Here is a 15,014-nt window from a genome sequence, read left to right on the forward strand (position 1 = left end):
CATTGATCCGACACGTTTGCCACATACGCCGCGGAAATGGGCCTCTCGGCTTGTGCCGAGCAGGGCGGTGCCTTTACCTGTAACGAACGATTGAGCCGGACCGAACCTTTGAAGCACACCGAAAACCCGGGGCAGACCCTTCGGATCCTCACCTACAACGTCCACCGCTGGCTCGGCACGGACCGGCAGATTTCCCCGACCCGGATTGCGGAGGTCATCGCATCCTGCGAGCCGGACATCGTGGCCCTGCAGGAGGTCCGCGTCGGGCGGGTGCGGGCAGGGGAGATCGATCAGGCTGCGGTGGTGGCCTCGAGGCTCGGCATGGACCTGCATTTCCAGCCCACGATCCGCATCCTGGGCGAGCAGTACGGCATCGCGGTTCTGACGCGCCATTCCTCGCGGGTGGTGAAGTCAGGGCGGCTTCCGACACAATCCACACGGCCCTCCTTCGAGAAGCGCAGCGCGCTCTGGGTGGCCGTGGAGATCGGCGGGCGGACGATCCAGGTCGTCAACGCCCATCTTTCCCTCCGTTCCGGGGAGAGACGGACGCAGGCCGCGGCTCTCGTCGGGCCGGATTGGATCGGCCATCCCGACTGCGCCGAGCCGGCGGTGCTGCTGGGGGATTTCAACGCGCCGCCCCTATCTCGCTCCTATCGGCTGATCGCCGACAGGCTGCAGGACGCCCAGTTCTCGAATTCCTTCGGCGAGCCGCAGCCGACCTTCCATACCCGCGCGCCGGTGCTGCGCCTCGATCACGTGTTCGTCACCAGGTCGATCGAGGTGATCGATGCCGGGCCTGTGAGGACGCCCTTGGCTCGCGTTGCGTCGGACCACTTTCCCCTGCTGGCCCAGCTTCGCGTCCGGAACCACCCCGAGGCCGCAGGTCGGGCCCGTGAAGGAGAGCTTCTAGGGGAACCTACAACTAGCTTGTGAAATATTGTATCAATTGGTCTAAGGCGCCTTGAAAGCGCCATCGTATGACGTAGGAAGTAGCCATCGTGTTACGTTATAATTTTAAATTCCCGCGGGGGCACGGGAAGAAGGGTCACGATGAAGCTGTACTACACCCCTGGGGCCTGCTCCCTCGCGCCGAGGATCATCGCTTGCGAAGCCCGCCTGCAGATCGAGTACGACAAGGTCGACCTGAAGACCCAGACGACGGCTTCCGGGCGGGACTACATCAGGATCAATCCGAAGGGCTACGTTCCGGCGCTCGCCCTTCATAGCGGCGACATCCTGGCTGAGGTGCCGGTGATCCTCGAATATCTGGCCGATCAGGCACCCGGCGCCCGCCTCCTGCCGAAGCTCGGATCCCTGGATCGCTACCGGGTCAAGGAGTGGCTCGACTTCACGGGCGCGGAGCTTCACAAGGGCTTCGATCCGCTCTGGACCGCCCCGATGCCGCCGAAAGCCAGGCAACTGGCCGTGAGCCACCTCCAGCGCCGCTTTGCCTATCTCGATCAGTGCCTGCGGGAGCGCTCCTACCTGGCGGGCGAGCATTTCACCGTCGCCGACGCCTATTGTTTCACCGTGCTCAGCTGGAGCCGCTTTCATCGGATCGACCTCTCGGCCCATCCGGCCGTGACCGCCTATATGACACGGGTGTCCACCCGTCCGATGGTGAAGCACGCCCTGGAAGCTGAGGGATTGATAGCACAGGCCTGAACAATCGATCTGTCGCCTATTGCTTAACGATTCAAGGCTCTTGCCACAAACCACCAGGGCAGCTAGGCACCCGCCATGCTTCCTGTTTCCGTCTTCATCATCGCCAAGAATGAAGCAGATCGGATCGGCGCGACCATCCGCGCCATCCGTGGGCTGACGGACGATTTGGTGGTCGTCGATTCGGGCTCGACCGATGGAACGCAAGCGGTGGCTGAGGAACTCGGCGCCCGCGTCATCTACAATCCCTGGCCAGGCTATGGCCTTCAAAAGCGCTTCGCCGAGGATCAGTGCCGGCACGAGTGGCTCCTGAACCTGGATGCGGACGAAGAGGTGTCACCGGAGCTCCTGGCCGAAATCCGCGCCCTGTTCGCCCATGGGGAGCCACCCTGTCAGGCCTACGGGATCCGCATTGTGGAGACCTTCCCGGGAGAGGCGGCTCCGCATCCTTTGGCCTATCGCGTCGCGCCGGTCCGGCTCTACCGCCGGGACGCCGGCCGGTATTCCTCCTCGCTCGTGCACGACCGGGTCGACCTGAACCCAGGCACGAAGACCGGCAAGCTGAAGGGCCTCGTGCACCACCGGTCCGTGCGCTCCTTCGGGGATCAGCTGGCCAAGCTCAACAGCTATACCGATCAGCAGGCCGTCGACCTCGAGAAGAGGGGCATCTCGATCCCGACCTGGCGGGTTTATTTCGAGTTCCCGGCCGCCTTCGTGAAGGCCTATTTCGGGCGGCTGCATGTTCTGCGCGGCACCTACGGCTTCCTGATCGCCATGAACTACGCCACCTGGCGTCACCTGCGCCTGGCGAAGCATTACGAGCGCAAGCGCATGAACGCACTGGCCAAAGCCAATTCCAGGACTGAGCGGGCCTGAGGCCGCTGCGCCTTCAAAGGGCTGCGGTGATCTGAATCTCAAGCTTGTAATCGGGATCCGCCAGCCGGGATTGGACACAGACCCGGGCGGGGGCCTGTCCTGGAACGATCCAGGTATCCCACACGGCATTCATCTCGTCGTAGAACGCGATATCGGCGAGCCAGATGGTCACCTGCAGCAGCTTTGACCTGTCGCTGCCGACCTCGGCGAGCGACTGCTCGATCTGCCCGAGAATGTCCCGGGTCTGCTCCGCAACGGACCCGTCGAGCGTCGTCTCGGGAACATAGCCCGAGAAGTAAGCCGTGTCGCCGAGGATCACGAGATCGCTGTACCGCGCAGCGACGCCGACGCGCCGAATGTCCGTCATAATCTTACCCCGCTCGTACGTTGCGTATCCCCCGCCGGGTTAGCACAGGTCATCACCTTCGGGGAGCCGAGGCCCAAGACAAGCTCGACAATTGCTGCTAGGAGGGCTGGACCTGCTCTCACTCCGAGGAACCGATGCTCACCCGGACCCTGCCCCTGGTTCTCGCTGCGGCCCTGGCCGTATCCGTCGCAGGCTGCGCCCGCGGGACGGCTCCCGGGTCGCTCTCGTACTACGTGGCGACACCTGCTGCCAAAGTCGAGACGAGATGCGGTGGCGGATATCAGGTCTTCCAGAGACCCGGAGAGCCAACGATTCTGGTGGCTGCCTATGGGGTGTCCGAGGCCGTCCAAACCCTCTGCGAGCAGCGCCGCGGGATCGTGCCGGTGCGGGCGTATACGGGCGTCAGGCATGAGGAAGCTGCAGTCGAGTACATCGCCATGATGCCGCATCTGAAGGGCTGCACGGTCGTGAGCGGAATCGAGCACACCCGCCTGCATTCGGAATTCGTTCTCGCTTGTCCGGGTGTGGCGACGGGCGTCGTGAGCGTGAAGGGCTAAACTCCCCCGGCCGGGCGGTTCCCGGAACAGCGCCTTCAGGCGTGGCTCGGATTCGCGCTTGGAGGGAAAGTCGAGAACTGACGAAGGGAATGGCGGAGACGGAGGGATTCGAACCCTCGATACCCTTTTGGGGTATGCTCATTTAGCAAACGAGTGCCTTCAGCCGCTCGGCCACGTCTCCAGGCGAAAAGGCAGGATCGGGATCCCGCTTCGCAGGTGGCGCAATAGACGCGAACAGGGTCCTTTCGTCAAGGTCCAAATTCTCCAGCCGCAATGGTTGCGGCATGGCCGTCAGGAGGCCGAAGCAGCCTCTACCATGGCATGAAGATCCCTGATCTCTTCAAAGCCCCGGATGGCAGGTCCTGAATGTCTCACGATGACGGCACTCAGCTGCCTGAACTTGTCGTCAGCCCATCCCTCCACAACCAGCGCAACCGCTTCCCGAAGAGGCAGGGTCGCGATCTTGCGGGCCATGGTCTGGCCGACAGGACCCTCAAAGGGGCGATTGAGCGCAAGGAGATCGACCATCTCGTCGAGATCGTAGGCTGCAATCACAATCCTCTCCAGTGAACGATCGGGACAATCTTGGCTATTGGGCATTCAATTGTGGCAACTGAATGCCCAGGCTTGCGGCAGGCTGGCGTGGGTCAGAAGGCCTGGACCTTAATCTTCCTTTATCCCCAGGGTTGATGCCGTGACGGGGCAGGGATGCTTCGGGTCAGTTCAAACTCGCCCTTTGTTCGTTCTTGTCTGGGAGCGGGGTGGCCGCTTCCGCTTCGTCCGGGATGATGAGGACCGAAACGGCATGACCGCTGGAAGCGAGACTGTCGGCGGCATCGAACGCGGAGCGCTCCGCGTCCTGCCGCGTTGCGAACGCCGTCTGCTTTCGGTCCGCGTAGGTGACCAGCCACTCGCCTTGGAACTTGAAGACGACAAACCGATCCGTATGCATCAGCTTCTCCCTCACTTCGCCGAATGACGAAGCTGGGAAAGCCTATCCGATTGTGCGTCGCCCGGGAGGAAACGATGGGGGTAGCGGCAGGGACAAAAGGATAGAGTTTCGCGAGTCCCAAGCGGCCACAGCTCAAGAAGGATAATCCGTCCGCTGCTGGCGGGGCTATCGGGGGCCATGCGCTCCGGATCTGGTCCGGGGCACATGGCCTGCACACAGCGAAACCTGTGCCGCAGTTCGATCAGAATTCCTGTTCGTTCGGAACGCGCCCGTTGGGCGTGTACTGATCCACCGCCCGAGGGAGTTCCCTCGACAGACGGGACAGAAGCTCCTCACGGGAAAGACCGGTCTGCTGAGTCAGCGTCGCGAGCACGTCGGGGTCGATCGCGCGCTCCAGCTGGTCCGGTGCCACGTCCTTGTTGGGTCCGGTGCCCACCCATGAATCGACCGTGTCTCCATGGCCGTTCTGGCGGAAGCTGTTGATCAATTCACCCAGGCCGCCACTCACCAGGCCCCCGGGGCTCGCATTTCCTCCCAGGCCGCCCAGAAGCCCGCCCAGGCCACCACCGCCCAGAAGCCCGCCAAGGCCGCCCATTCCGCCCGGCTGCTGGCCGGCTCCCCCGGGCAAACCGGTCCGGTTGCCTGAGGTGCCACCGAGCATCTCGGCGAGTTTGTCCCGGTTCTGAAATCCGGCAACGGCCAGAAGGCCCAGAAGTGCTGTCATGGATGGAAAGCCGCGGCTCATGTTATTCCTCCGTGTTGAACGGACAGGGAATCGTACCCGCATCGAAAGGGTTCCCTTCCTCGGGCGGCCTTTTCTCCCCGGTTTATGCTGGGCAATGGAGCGAATACCGTTTGGCAGGGAAGCAGAAGGCTTTACGCTGGCCAGCCGAATGCGGGTGCGTGATGCCGGCAATCCTGCGCGAGGGGCCGTGAAGGGAATACGATGACGACGTACGATGTGGCGGTGATCGGGCTTGGGGCGATGGGCAGCGCCGCTCTGTTCAATCTGGCCCGCATAGGGCAACGGGCTATCGGCATCGAGCAGTTCGAGCCGGGCCATGACAGGGGATCGTCGCACGGCGAGAGCAGAATCATCCGCCTGTCCTATTTCGAGCATCCTTCGTACGTGCCTCTCGTGCGCCGGGCCCTGGAGAAGTGGCGCGAACTGGAGGAACTCTCCGGCGAGACGATCCTGACCGTGACGGGCGTTCTCGAAGCGGGCTATCCGGGGTCGCCCATCGTGAGCGGCTCCCTCGACGCCTCCCGGCAGCACGGCCTGACCCACGATGTGCTGAGCGCAGCCGATATCACCCGGCGTTTTCGAGGCTTCAAGGTTCCGCCCCACTGGACCGGCCTGTTCCAGCCCGAGGGCGGATTCCTGCGGCCGGAGCTGGCCATCCGGTCGTTCCTGCAACAGGCGGAGCGTCATGGGGCGGAGACGCGCGTGAACACGCGTGTTGTGGCCATCGAGCCCTTCGGGGCGGGGATCCGGGTGCGGACGGACACGGAGGTGATCGAAGCCGGATCGGTCATCGTCGCGACCGGCGCGTGGATCGGCGACTTCGCGCCCGCGCTGAAGCCCCATCTCAAGATCACCCGTCAGGTGCTTGGCTGGTTCTCGCCGCTCGAGCCCTCGCACTTCACGCCGGATCGCTGTCCGGTCTTCCTGCTCGAATCCGAGAACGACGCCTGCTACGGCTTTCCGGATTTCGCCGGCACCGGCGTCAAGACAGCCTCTCACCGGGAGGGGGCGGTCCTGCCGACGGCAGAGGACTTGGCGCAGGATGGCGGCCCTGCCGACGAGGCGCAGATCCGGCGGATGCTGGAGCTGGCCATGCCGGATGCGAACGGACCCCTCCGGCAGATGCGGGCCTGCATGTACACCCGCACGCCGGACGAGGACTTCGTGATCGATCTCTCGCCGGTCGACCCGCGGATCGTCCTCGCGTCGCCGTGTTCCGGGCACGGCTTCAAGTTCGCCAGCGTCATCGGCGAGGTGCTGGCCGATCTTGCTCTGGGGAAGGCGTCGACAAGCGACATCTCTCGTTTTCAGATCCGCCGGCTCGGGGCACAATTGCATCAAGCCGCCAACGCATAGAAACAAAACAATCGAACACGGAGGCACGCCCATGAAGAGAGAATACGCCTATCAGCTGTCTGCCCTGGCCTTGCTGGTCAGCACCGGATTCGCGAGCGCCGCCGAGATCACCATCGCGGTGGCAGGCCCGATGACGGGACCGGTGGCCAGCATCGGCGAGCAGCTCAAGAACGGCGCCGAATTGGCCGCGCAGGCCATCAACAAGAATGGCGGCGTGAACGGCAACACGATCAAGATCGTCGTGCATGACGATGCCTGCGATCCCAAGCAAGCCGTGGCGATTGCCAACCGCATCGTCTCCGACGGGGTCAAGTTCGTCGACGGTCATGCCTGCTCCGGCTCTTCGATTCCGGGCTCCGAGGTTTATGCCGAGGCCGACGTGCTGATGATGAGCCCGGCCTCCAGCAACCCCGCCATGACCGACAAGGCGGCGGAGCAGGGTTGGACGACGATCATGCGTCTCTACGGGCGTGACGACGCACAGGGTCGTTTCATCGGGCCGTGGATCAAGCAGAACTTCGGCGCGAAGAAGATCGCGATCCTTCACGACAAGAGCGCGTACGGCAAAGGGCTCGCGGATGTGGTGAGGGCCTCGCTGAACGGCGCCGGCGTCAAGGAGGTTCTGTATGAGGGCCTCAATGCCGGCGAGAAGGACTACACGGCGGTTGTCAACCGCCTCAAGAGCCAGGGCGTCGAGTTCCTGTATTTCGGAGGCTACCACACCGAAGCCGGCCTCATCATGCGCCAGGCCGCCGACCAGAACTACAAGTTCCAGCTCATGATGGGCGACAGCCTCGCGACGCCGGAATTCGCCTCCGTGGCGGGGCCCGCGGCTGAGGGTACCCTGTTCACCTTCCCGCCCGATGCCCGCGGCAGCGAGACGGCCAAGGAAGCGCTGGCGCAGTTCAAGCAGATCGGCTTCGAGCCCGAGGGCTTCACCCTGTTTTCCTACGCGACCGTTCAGACGATTGCCGAGGGAATCAAGAGGGCCGGCAGTGCGGATCCGAAGGCCGTGGCCAAGACCCTGCGCAGCACCACCGTCGACACGGTGATCGGTCCCGTGACCTTCGACCAGAAGGGCGACATCAAGGACCCGAAATACGACATCAATGTCTGGAAGGGCGGAGCCTACAGCAAGCTGGCCCAATAGGGATTTGCCTGTTCGACCGGCGAGGGCGGCTCTTTCCGGAGCCGCCCTTTGTCGTTCAGTCGTGCGCCACCGCCTCATCCGTCGCGGACGGCATGAGGTGTTCGATGGAGACCCACTCCGTGCAGGCCCGGAGGATAGGCGCGAGATAGGCGCGGTTGCCCTTGATCTCGACCACGCGGCAGGGATAGGCCCTGCGGTCTCCCGGGGGACGGTAGATCACGGTCGCTCCCGGTCGGATGTCATCATTGGCGAGGGAAACCGGGGCGCTGATCGTCGAGAGGGCCGCAGGCTTTTCGTTGTCCTGTGACAGGTTCGCCTGCCGGGCAGCCCGGTGGCGTTCCAGGGCTTCGATGGCCACCCTGGCGCGGTCGCGATAGCGATCGCAGACCACTCTCATCAGGGTTCCTCTCTCCCGCCCCGGATACCAAGTCACGCCACCGATCTTGGCCAGTTCTTCCGCAACGACCTCAATCTCTTCCTCTGTCATTGGCTACAATCCCGCGTGAGCATGTGTGATGTGCTCAGGTCTTGTGACCGCACCCGTGTGACCTGTTCATCGAGTGCGTTAGCCCCCAGGAGAATTCTTTTGTTATTCAAGTCCGGTGCCTGGCGTCAGATTCACCGAACGGAGTCGCGTTGGCGTGATCGGATCAGGCTCTCAATTCCATCATGCGCTTCTGCAGGATGGTGAGTTGTTGAATATAAGGCTCGCGGCGTTCGCGATGTCGGTTTTTGAGCTTCTCGAGGGCACGGATCCGGATGGTGGTGTCAGGTGAGGTGTTGCTGAGCTTCTCGCGCTCCTTCTCGTAGTTGAAATCGAGATCGGCCAGGGTCGCTAGGAGAGACTGCAGCAAGGGTTGAAACGCGGGAGAGTAAATTCTCGGATGATGTGCCCCGTTATTGGGTTCATCTTCCTGAAACTTAGTATCATCCATCGTCTTCCTCGTATTAACTTTGCGTCAATAGAGTCTGAAGGTACTAAGTCAGAGTTACCTCGTCTGTTGGGAACCCGACACAAGATTCGAAGAAATCGATTTCATGCGGAAACTTATGTGTCCTCCCGCACATGACTGGGCCGTCTGATCTCTTCAATCGCATCTGAGCGCGCCCGGCAGGAGCCTGTTGAAGCTGTCGCATATGGCGCGGTAGCACTCGCAGGCTGTCGCCTCCAGGCCTTCCCGGTTGGTGACTCTGATCGTGCCTCTTCCCTGAACGATAAGGCCGGCTTTCTGAAGAATGCTCGTGACGCTGCTGACTGTGGAGCGCTGAACGCCCAGCATCTCGGCCAGCATTTCGTGGGTCAGAGGGACTTCATCCCGATCAGTGCGATCACGGGTTGTCAGAATGGAGCGGCAGCATCGGGCTTCGACACTGTGAACGGCATTGCAGGCAACGGTCTGCAGCGTCTGGGCCAGGAATGCCTCGGTGAAGCGGAACATGGCGTGCCGCAGTTTCGGCCGCATTGCCACGCCCTCGTTCAGCCATTCCAGCGCAACGCGTGACGCTGTCCCTGGGACCTGGGTGATGTAGCGGCCAAACGATTGGCGGGTGACGAGCGCACTGACAAACCCAAGGGCGCCTTCCCGGCCGAAGACGGCCATCTCGACGGACCCGCCGCTTCGAAGGACCGTCAGGAGTGAGACGATTGCGTCATGTGGAAAGTAGGTGTGCCTGATGGGCTCCCCCATTTCAAAGAGAACCTTGCCGCGCGGCAGATCTACGATTTCCAGGTGAGGCTCAAGCCAAGAAAAATCTTCTGGCTCCAAAGCGGCAAGGAGCCGGTTTCTTCGGTGAATGGCAGCCTTTGAACCATTCTTCATGGCAAGGTGTCGCCGGGGTTGGCCTGACTTCCGGGGGACGACAGGCATCTCTGCAGGATTATAATAACACAACTGCTGGATGAGTTATTGCTTCTCGCGCCTATGAACAGGCAAATGGGCCTATTATCTTGTCACCTCTCGAAAACGTTACCTTGACGATGGCTCTGACCACTCCTCCGGAGACAAGCAGAAGCGGCCGAGCTTTGTGCCCTCAGGGCGAAGGGAATACCCCTTAAGAGTGCGAAGGGGCGGTTCGCATTGGTCCCTGCCGTGCGTGCCCCTGCACCTGGTTCATGGGGCCATGCGTCGAGATGCGGTAAAACCGGTTTACCGGCCGCAAGGATCGCTTCAGCATGGCTGCCGGTCGAATCCGCGAGCGGGAGAATTCTGCATTGAGTACGCAATCGTCGGCACATCACATCTCTCGGGACTCATCCGCGGACCTCGCCGACTGGTCGGCCCTCCAACTCCTCGAAGCCTATGCGCGCAAGACAGCATCGCCTGTCGATGTGGCAAAGGCCGTCATCGCCCGCATCGAGGCTTGCGAGCCGCAGCTTCAGGCTCTCTACGCCTTCGATCCCGAGGCTGCCTTGAACTCTGCAAAGGAGTCGGAGCAGCGCTGGATGCACGGCGAGGCGAGGGCGCTCGACGGCATACCGGCGACGATCAAGGAGAACATCGCCACCAAAGGCACGCCCGTGCCGCTCGGCACCGCTGCGCGCCCGCTCGTTCCTGCCGCTGACGACGCGCCCTCGGCAGCGCGGCTGCGAGAGGACGGTGTCGTCATCCTGGCCAAGACCACCATGCCGGATTACGGCATGCTCTCCTCCGGTCTCTCCAGCTTCCATCCGCTCACCCGCAACCCTTGGGATCTCTCCAAGAATCCCGGTGGCAGCTCGGCGGGTGCGGGCGCTGCGGCTGCTGCGGGCTATGGGCCGTTCCACATCGGCACCGATATCGGCGGTTCGATCCGCCTGCCGGCCGCCTGGTGCGGCGTGTTCGGCCTCAAACCCAGCTTCGGCCGCATTCCCATCGACCCTACCTATTACGGCCGGGTGGCAGGGCCCATGACCCGAACCGTGCGGGACGCCGCCCTCATGATGACGAGCCTCACCCGTCCGGACGGGCGCGATCCCATGAGCCTGCCGTATCAGGATCTGCCTTGGCTCGATCTGAATATCGATATCAAAGGCCTGAGGATCGGGGTCATGATGGAAGCCGGCATCGGCATGCCCCTCGATCCGGAAATCCGCGCCACCGTTGAGCGGGCCGCACGACTCCTTTCCGATGCCGGCGCCGTCATTGAGGAGGTGCCGGCCTTCATCACCCGAGAGATGCTCGACGGCCTCGACGATTTCTGGCGCCAGCGGGCCTGGACCGACATGGCTCCCCTGAGCGAGGAGGAGCGGGCCAGGATCCTGCCCTACATCCGCCAATGGGCCGAAGGGGGCAGGAATCTGACGGGGGCTGAGGTCTATAGCGGCATGAACCAGATGATGGTGATGCGCCACGCGGCAGTGGCCGCCACGCAAAGCTTCGACTTCGTGATCTCCCCGGTGGCGCCGTGCGTGGCCTATCCGGCGGAACTCGCGTCGCCGATCCACGACCCGGAAGAGCCCTTCGAGCATATCGGCTACACGGTCGCCTTCAACATGTCCGACCAGCCGGCATCCTCCGTCAACGCCGGCTACACGAAGGCGGGCTTGCCCATCGGCCTCCAGATCGTCGGCCGCCGTTTCGACGACGTGGGCGTGCTGCGGCTCTCCCAGGCCTGGGAGGAGATGTGCCCGGACAGGAGGCCCTGGCCTAGGGTTTGACCCGGGAGGGGATCCATAGCGCCAGTGGGTGCGGGTGGATTCCCTTCCCCTCCGCTGCGCTCCGGCCGGGAATGACACCTCCTGTCATCCCCGGCGAGCCGAAGGCGAGGGAAGGGGATCCATGAGGCCACCCATCAACGGCGACACTGCGGACAGGTCCAAGCGGGTTTTCCCTTCGCACTGCTCCTGATAAATAGCCCCCATGACGTACAAGGTTGCCGCTCTCTATCAGTTCGTTCCGCTGCCCGACTTCCGGGAGCTCAAGGACCCGCTTCATGCGCTCTGCCTCGATCTCGGGATCAAGGGCACGCTCCTGCTCGCCCATGAAGGCATCAACGGCACCGTGGCCGGAACGGAGGAGGGCATCGATGCTCTGATGGTGGAGCTGCGAGCAGGGTCGTTGTTTCGTGGCCGCCTCGACAATCTGGAGCTGAAGTTCTCCTCAGCGGCCGAAATGCCCTTCAAGCGCATGAAGGTGCGGCTCAAGAAGGAGATCGTGACCCTCGGCGACCCGCAGACCGATCCTCTGCGCCGGGTCGGCACATACGTGTCGCCCGCCGAGTGGAACCGGCTGCTGGAGGAGCCCGGCATCGTGATCCTCGACACGCGCAACGACTTCGAGGTCGAAATGGGTACCTTCGAAGGCGCGGTCGATCCCCGGATCAAGCGCTTCAGCGAGTTCAAGGATTTCGTCGCGAGCGAACTCGACCCTGCCAGGCACAGGAAAGTCGCGATGTTCTGCACGGGCGGCATCCGTTGCGAGAAGGCCAGTTCCTACATGCTGAACCAGGGTTTCGAAGAGGTCTTCCACCTGAAGGGCGGCATCCTCAAGTACCTGGAGGACATGCCGGAGGCCGAGAGCCGGTGGAAGGGCGAGTGCTTCGTGTTCGACGAGCGCGTCGCCCTCGGCCATGGGTTGGTGGAAGCAGGAGAGTCGAACGATGGCTGATCCTGATGCCGTCGATGCCCGCATCGAAGCCCTGGAGGTTCGCGTCGCCTACCAGGACAAGGTGATCGAGGACCTGAACCAAGCCGTCATCGACCAATGGAAGAAGATCGACGCTCTCAGGCGGCAGCTCGCCGAGGTGCAGGACCGCGTCGAGGTGGTCGAGGACAGCGCCGGCGGGCCTCGCGCGCCCGAGCCCCCTCCGCCGCATTATTGATGCCCACGCGAACGGGCGCCCGCGTCAGACCTTCTTCACGAACTCGGTCTTGAGCACCAGACCTTTGATCTGGGCCGACCGGCACTCGATCTCGCCCTCGTCATCGGTCAGGTGGATGTTCTTGAACACGGTGCCGCGTTTCAGGGTCGTGGATGAGCCCTTCACCTTCAGGTCTTTGACGACCTGCACGGAGTCGCCCTCGTTGAGGGTCGCCCCGTTGCTATCCTTGACAACCATTCTGGTCTCCTCGGCACAGCCTGTGCCCTGCCAGGACGGCATAGCCGCTCGGTTGCGGCTCTGTCTATCAGGGCTCATACGGAGCCTGGAGACGATCCTTGGCACTCGGTTCCCACAAGTGCCAAATTTTTTCCACGCCCCTCTTGAACGGTGACGCTCTTTCAACCAAATCATCGACCGCGGAGGCCCGAACGGCTCCGCTTAAAGGCAGTTAACAGACTGATATCATTGGAGGAAGCTTCATGAAGTTCCGTCCTTTGCATGACCGGATCGTGGTCCGCCGCATCGAGGCCGAACAGAAGTCCGCGGGCGGGATCATCATCCCCGACACCGCCAAGGAGAAGCCCCAGCAGGGCGAGGTGATCGCTGTCGGTCCGGGTGCCCGCAACGAGCAGGGCCAGCTCGTGCCCCTCGACGTTCAGGTCGGCGACACCGTGCTGTTCGGCAAGTGGTCCGGCACCGAGGTCAAGATCGATGGCGAGGATCTCCTGATCATGAAGGAGAGCGACATCATGGGCGTGCTGGAGCAGTCCGCCGTCCAGAAGAAGGCCGCGTAAGGCCAATCCGTCAATTCAGAGTCACACATCGTTACGTCTCATCAGGAGTGACGAACAATGGCTGCTAAGGAAGTCAAATTCGCCCTGGACGCTCGCGACAAGATGCTGCGCGGCGTCGACATTCTTGCCGATGCGGTGAAGGTCACCCTCGGTCCCAAGGGCCGCAACGTGGTGATCGAGAAGAGCTTCGGCGCTCCGCGCATCACCAAGGACGGCGTCACCGTCGCGAAGGAAATCGAACTCTCCGACAAGTTCGAGAACATGGGCGCCCAGATGGTGCGCGAGGTCGCGTCGAAGCAGAACGACCGCGCCGGCGACGGCACCACCACGGCGACCGTTCTCGCCCAGGCCATCGTGAAGGAAGGTGCCAAGGCTGTGGCAGCCGGCATGAACCCCATGGACCTCAAGCGCGGCATCGATCTCGCCGTCGAGGCCGTGGTGGCGGACCTCAGGAAGAATGCCAAGAAGGTCACGTCCAACGACGAGATCGCCCAGGTCGGCACCATCTCGGCCAACGGCGACTCCGATGTCGGCCGCATGCTGGCGGAGGCCATGCAGAAGGTCGGCAACGAGGGCGTGATTACCGTCGAGGAGGCGAAGTCCTTGGAGACCGAACTCGAGGTCGTCGAGGGCATGCAGTTCGACCGCGGCTATCTCTCGCCGTACTTCATTACCAATGCCGAAAAGATGCGCGTGGAGCTGGAGGATCCCTACATCCTCATCCATGAGAAGAAGCTGTCGGGCCTGCAGGCCATGCTGCCCGTGCTTGAGGCCGTGGTGCAGACCGGCAAGCCGCTGCTGATCATCGCCGAGGACGTGGAAGGCGAGGCTCTGGCCACCCTCGTCGTCAACAAGCTGCGTGGTGGCCTCAAGATCGCGGCCGTGAAGGCACCAGGCTTCGGCGATCGCCGCAAGGCCATGCTCGAGGACATCGCCATTCTCACGAAGGGCCAGGTCGTCTCCGAGGATCTCGGCGTCAAGCTGGAGAACGTCACGCTCAACATGCTCGGCCGCGCCAAGAAGGTGGTGATCGAGAAGGAGAACACCACCATCGTGGACGGCGCCGGCGAGAAGCGCGACATCGAGGCCCGCGTCGGCCAGATCAAGGCGCAGATCGAGGAGACCACCTCGGATTACGATCGCGAGAAACTCCAGGAGCGCCTTGCGAAGTTGGCCGGCGGCGTCGCGGTGATCCGCGTCGGCGGCGCGACTGAAATTGAGGTCAAGGAGAAGAAGGACCGCGTGGACGACGCCATGCACGCCACCAAGGCGGCCGTGGAAGAGGGCATCCTGCCCGGCGGCGGCGTGGCCCTGCTGCGCGCCTTGAAGGCCCTCGACGGCGTGAAGCCCGCCAACGACGACCAGAAGACCGGTGTCGAGATCGTGCGCCGCGCCCTCCAGGCTCCGGCCCGGCAGATCGCCATCAATGCGGGCGAGGACGGCTCCGTCATCGTCGGCAAGGTGGCCGAGGCCGGTGACTACGCGGCCGGCTGGAACGCCCAGACCGGCGAGTACGGCGACCTCTACAAGTTCGGCATCATCGACCCGGCGAAGGTCGTGCGTGTCGCGCTCGAGGACGCCGCGTCGGTGGCAGGCCTCCTGATCACCACCGAGGCGATGATCGCCGAGAAGCCGAAGAAGGAACCGGCTCCCGCCATGCCCGCCGGCGGCATGGACTTCTAAGCCTCAGCCTTCACAACATGAATGGAGCGGCGTCGCGCAAGCGGCGCCGTTTTCTTTACGTCTGTGATCTGC

Annotated in this window: 20 protein-coding genes and 1 tRNA gene; 12 read left to right on the forward strand and 9 right to left on the reverse strand. The window is 63.1% G+C overall.

Features of this window, described 5'->3' with window-relative positions:
* Window positions 1–108 precede the first annotated feature (108 nt).
* The 3 genes from MA07_RS06965 (at window position 109) to MA07_RS06975 (ending at window position 2,538) form a co-directional block, all read left to right on the forward strand.
* On the forward strand, window positions 109–933 hold the full coding sequence (locus MA07_RS06965) for an endonuclease/exonuclease/phosphatase family protein (protein ID WP_036348464.1): 825 nt from the start codon (window positions 109–111) through the stop codon (window positions 931–933).
* A 117-nt stretch (window positions 934–1,050) separates the two neighbouring features.
* Window positions 1,051–1,665, forward strand: a complete 615-nt coding sequence (gene gstA / locus MA07_RS06970; protein ID WP_036348466.1) for a glutathione transferase GstA — start codon at window positions 1,051–1,053, stop codon at window positions 1,663–1,665.
* Window positions 1,666–1,740: 75 nt separating this feature from the next.
* Complete coding sequence (locus MA07_RS06975) at window positions 1,741–2,538, forward strand: glycosyltransferase family 2 protein (protein ID WP_052002908.1); 798 nt, start codon at window positions 1,741–1,743, stop codon at window positions 2,536–2,538.
* A 13-nt stretch (window positions 2,539–2,551) separates the two neighbouring features.
* Here the strand turns inward: MA07_RS06975 and MA07_RS06980 are convergent, their stop codons facing one another.
* Window positions 2,552–2,905, reverse strand: coding sequence for a RidA family protein (locus MA07_RS06980; protein WP_036348468.1), 354 nt, complete (start codon window positions 2,903–2,905; stop codon window positions 2,552–2,554).
* 134 nt (window positions 2,906–3,039) lie between these two features.
* Between MA07_RS06980 and MA07_RS06985 the strand changes: the two genes are divergently transcribed.
* The gene (locus tag MA07_RS06985; RefSeq protein ID WP_036348469.1) at window positions 3,040–3,462 is read left to right on the forward strand and encodes a hypothetical protein; all 423 of its coding nucleotides are present in this window, start codon (window positions 3,040–3,042) and stop codon (window positions 3,460–3,462) included.
* A 90-nt stretch (window positions 3,463–3,552) separates the two neighbouring features.
* On the opposite strand, the gene MA07_RS06990 is transcribed toward MA07_RS06985, so the two are convergent.
* From MA07_RS06990 to MA07_RS07005, 4 genes are all read right to left on the reverse strand, one after another.
* Window positions 3,553–3,643, reverse strand: a tRNA-Ser gene (locus MA07_RS06990).
* 110 nt (window positions 3,644–3,753) lie between these two features.
* Window positions 3,754–4,017, reverse strand: a complete 264-nt coding sequence (locus MA07_RS06995; protein ID WP_036348472.1) for a hypothetical protein — start codon at window positions 4,015–4,017, stop codon at window positions 3,754–3,756.
* Window positions 4,018–4,180: 163 nt separating this feature from the next.
* Complete coding sequence (locus MA07_RS07000) at window positions 4,181–4,414, reverse strand: hypothetical protein (protein WP_036348474.1); 234 nt, start codon at window positions 4,412–4,414, stop codon at window positions 4,181–4,183.
* 241 nt (window positions 4,415–4,655) lie between these two features.
* Window positions 4,656–5,159, reverse strand: a complete 504-nt coding sequence (locus tag MA07_RS07005) for a YidB family protein (RefSeq protein WP_036348476.1) — start codon at window positions 5,157–5,159, stop codon at window positions 4,656–4,658.
* A gap of 201 nt (window positions 5,160–5,360) precedes the next feature.
* On the opposite strand from MA07_RS07005, the gene solA reads away from it, so the two are divergent.
* Together solA and MA07_RS07015 are read left to right on the forward strand one after the other, a co-directional pair.
* The gene (gene solA / locus MA07_RS07010) at window positions 5,361–6,515 is read left to right on the forward strand and encodes an N-methyl-L-tryptophan oxidase (protein ID WP_036348478.1); all 1,155 of its coding nucleotides are present in this window, start codon (window positions 5,361–5,363) and stop codon (window positions 6,513–6,515) included.
* Between the two features lie 31 nt (window positions 6,516–6,546).
* Window positions 6,547–7,665 carry a branched-chain amino acid ABC transporter substrate-binding protein gene (locus tag MA07_RS07015; protein ID WP_036348480.1) on the forward strand — a complete coding sequence of 373 codons (1,119 nt, stop codon included), beginning with the start codon at window positions 6,547–6,549 and terminating at the stop codon, window positions 7,663–7,665.
* A gap of 55 nt (window positions 7,666–7,720) precedes the next feature.
* Here the strand turns inward: MA07_RS07015 and MA07_RS07020 are convergent, their stop codons facing one another.
* The 3 genes from MA07_RS07020 to MA07_RS07030 form a co-directional block, all read right to left on the reverse strand.
* Window positions 7,721–8,152: a hypothetical protein gene (locus MA07_RS07020; protein WP_036348482.1), complete on the reverse strand. Its 432-nt coding sequence runs from the start codon at window positions 8,150–8,152 to the stop codon at window positions 7,721–7,723.
* A gap of 163 nt (window positions 8,153–8,315) precedes the next feature.
* On the reverse strand, window positions 8,316–8,600 hold the full coding sequence (locus MA07_RS07025; protein WP_152568759.1) for a hypothetical protein: 285 nt from the start codon (window positions 8,598–8,600) through the stop codon (window positions 8,316–8,318).
* Between the two features lie 153 nt (window positions 8,601–8,753).
* On the reverse strand, window positions 8,754–9,266 hold the full coding sequence (locus MA07_RS07030) for a Crp/Fnr family transcriptional regulator (RefSeq protein WP_244445174.1): 513 nt from the start codon (window positions 9,264–9,266) through the stop codon (window positions 8,754–8,756).
* 51 nt (window positions 9,267–9,317) lie between these two features.
* Here MA07_RS07030 and MA07_RS30780 point away from each other — a divergent pair, with 51 nt between their 5' ends.
* From MA07_RS30780 to MA07_RS07045, 4 genes are all read left to right on the forward strand, one after another.
* Window positions 9,318–9,473, forward strand: a complete 156-nt coding sequence (locus MA07_RS30780) for a hypothetical protein (RefSeq protein WP_244445175.1) — start codon at window positions 9,318–9,320, stop codon at window positions 9,471–9,473.
* A gap of 365 nt (window positions 9,474–9,838) precedes the next feature.
* Window positions 9,839–11,302 carry an amidase gene (locus tag MA07_RS07035; protein WP_081928819.1) on the forward strand — a complete coding sequence of 488 codons (1,464 nt, stop codon included), beginning with the start codon at window positions 9,839–9,841 and terminating at the stop codon, window positions 11,300–11,302.
* Between the two features lie 202 nt (window positions 11,303–11,504).
* On the forward strand, window positions 11,505–12,251 hold the full coding sequence (locus MA07_RS07040; RefSeq protein WP_036348488.1) for a rhodanese-related sulfurtransferase: 747 nt from the start codon (window positions 11,505–11,507) through the stop codon (window positions 12,249–12,251).
* Window positions 12,244–12,465: a SlyX family protein gene (locus MA07_RS07045; RefSeq protein WP_036348489.1), complete on the forward strand. Its 222-nt coding sequence runs from the start codon at window positions 12,244–12,246 to the stop codon at window positions 12,463–12,465. Before MA07_RS07040 ends, MA07_RS07045 begins: the two co-directional genes overlap by 8 nt.
* Before the next feature lie 24 nt (window positions 12,466–12,489).
* On the opposite strand, the gene MA07_RS07050 is transcribed toward MA07_RS07045, so the two are convergent.
* On the reverse strand, window positions 12,490–12,702 hold the full coding sequence (locus MA07_RS07050) for an alkylphosphonate utilization protein (protein WP_036348497.1): 213 nt from the start codon (window positions 12,700–12,702) through the stop codon (window positions 12,490–12,492).
* Between the two features lie 242 nt (window positions 12,703–12,944).
* Here MA07_RS07050 and groES point away from each other — a divergent pair, with 242 nt between their 5' ends.
* Window positions 12,945–13,259 (forward strand): co-chaperone GroES, encoded by a 315-nt coding sequence (groES, locus tag MA07_RS07055; RefSeq protein ID WP_036348500.1) that lies wholly within the window; start codon window positions 12,945–12,947, stop codon window positions 13,257–13,259.
* Between the two features lie 57 nt (window positions 13,260–13,316).
* Window positions 13,317–14,942 carry a chaperonin GroEL gene (gene groL / locus MA07_RS07060; protein ID WP_036348503.1) on the forward strand — a complete coding sequence of 542 codons (1,626 nt, stop codon included), beginning with the start codon at window positions 13,317–13,319 and terminating at the stop codon, window positions 14,940–14,942.
* Window positions 14,943–15,014 lie beyond the last annotated feature (72 nt).

The organism is Microvirga sp. BSC39 (genome assembly GCF_000739015.1).
In the GTDB taxonomy this organism is placed as follows: domain Bacteria; phylum Pseudomonadota; class Alphaproteobacteria; order Rhizobiales; family Beijerinckiaceae; genus Microvirga.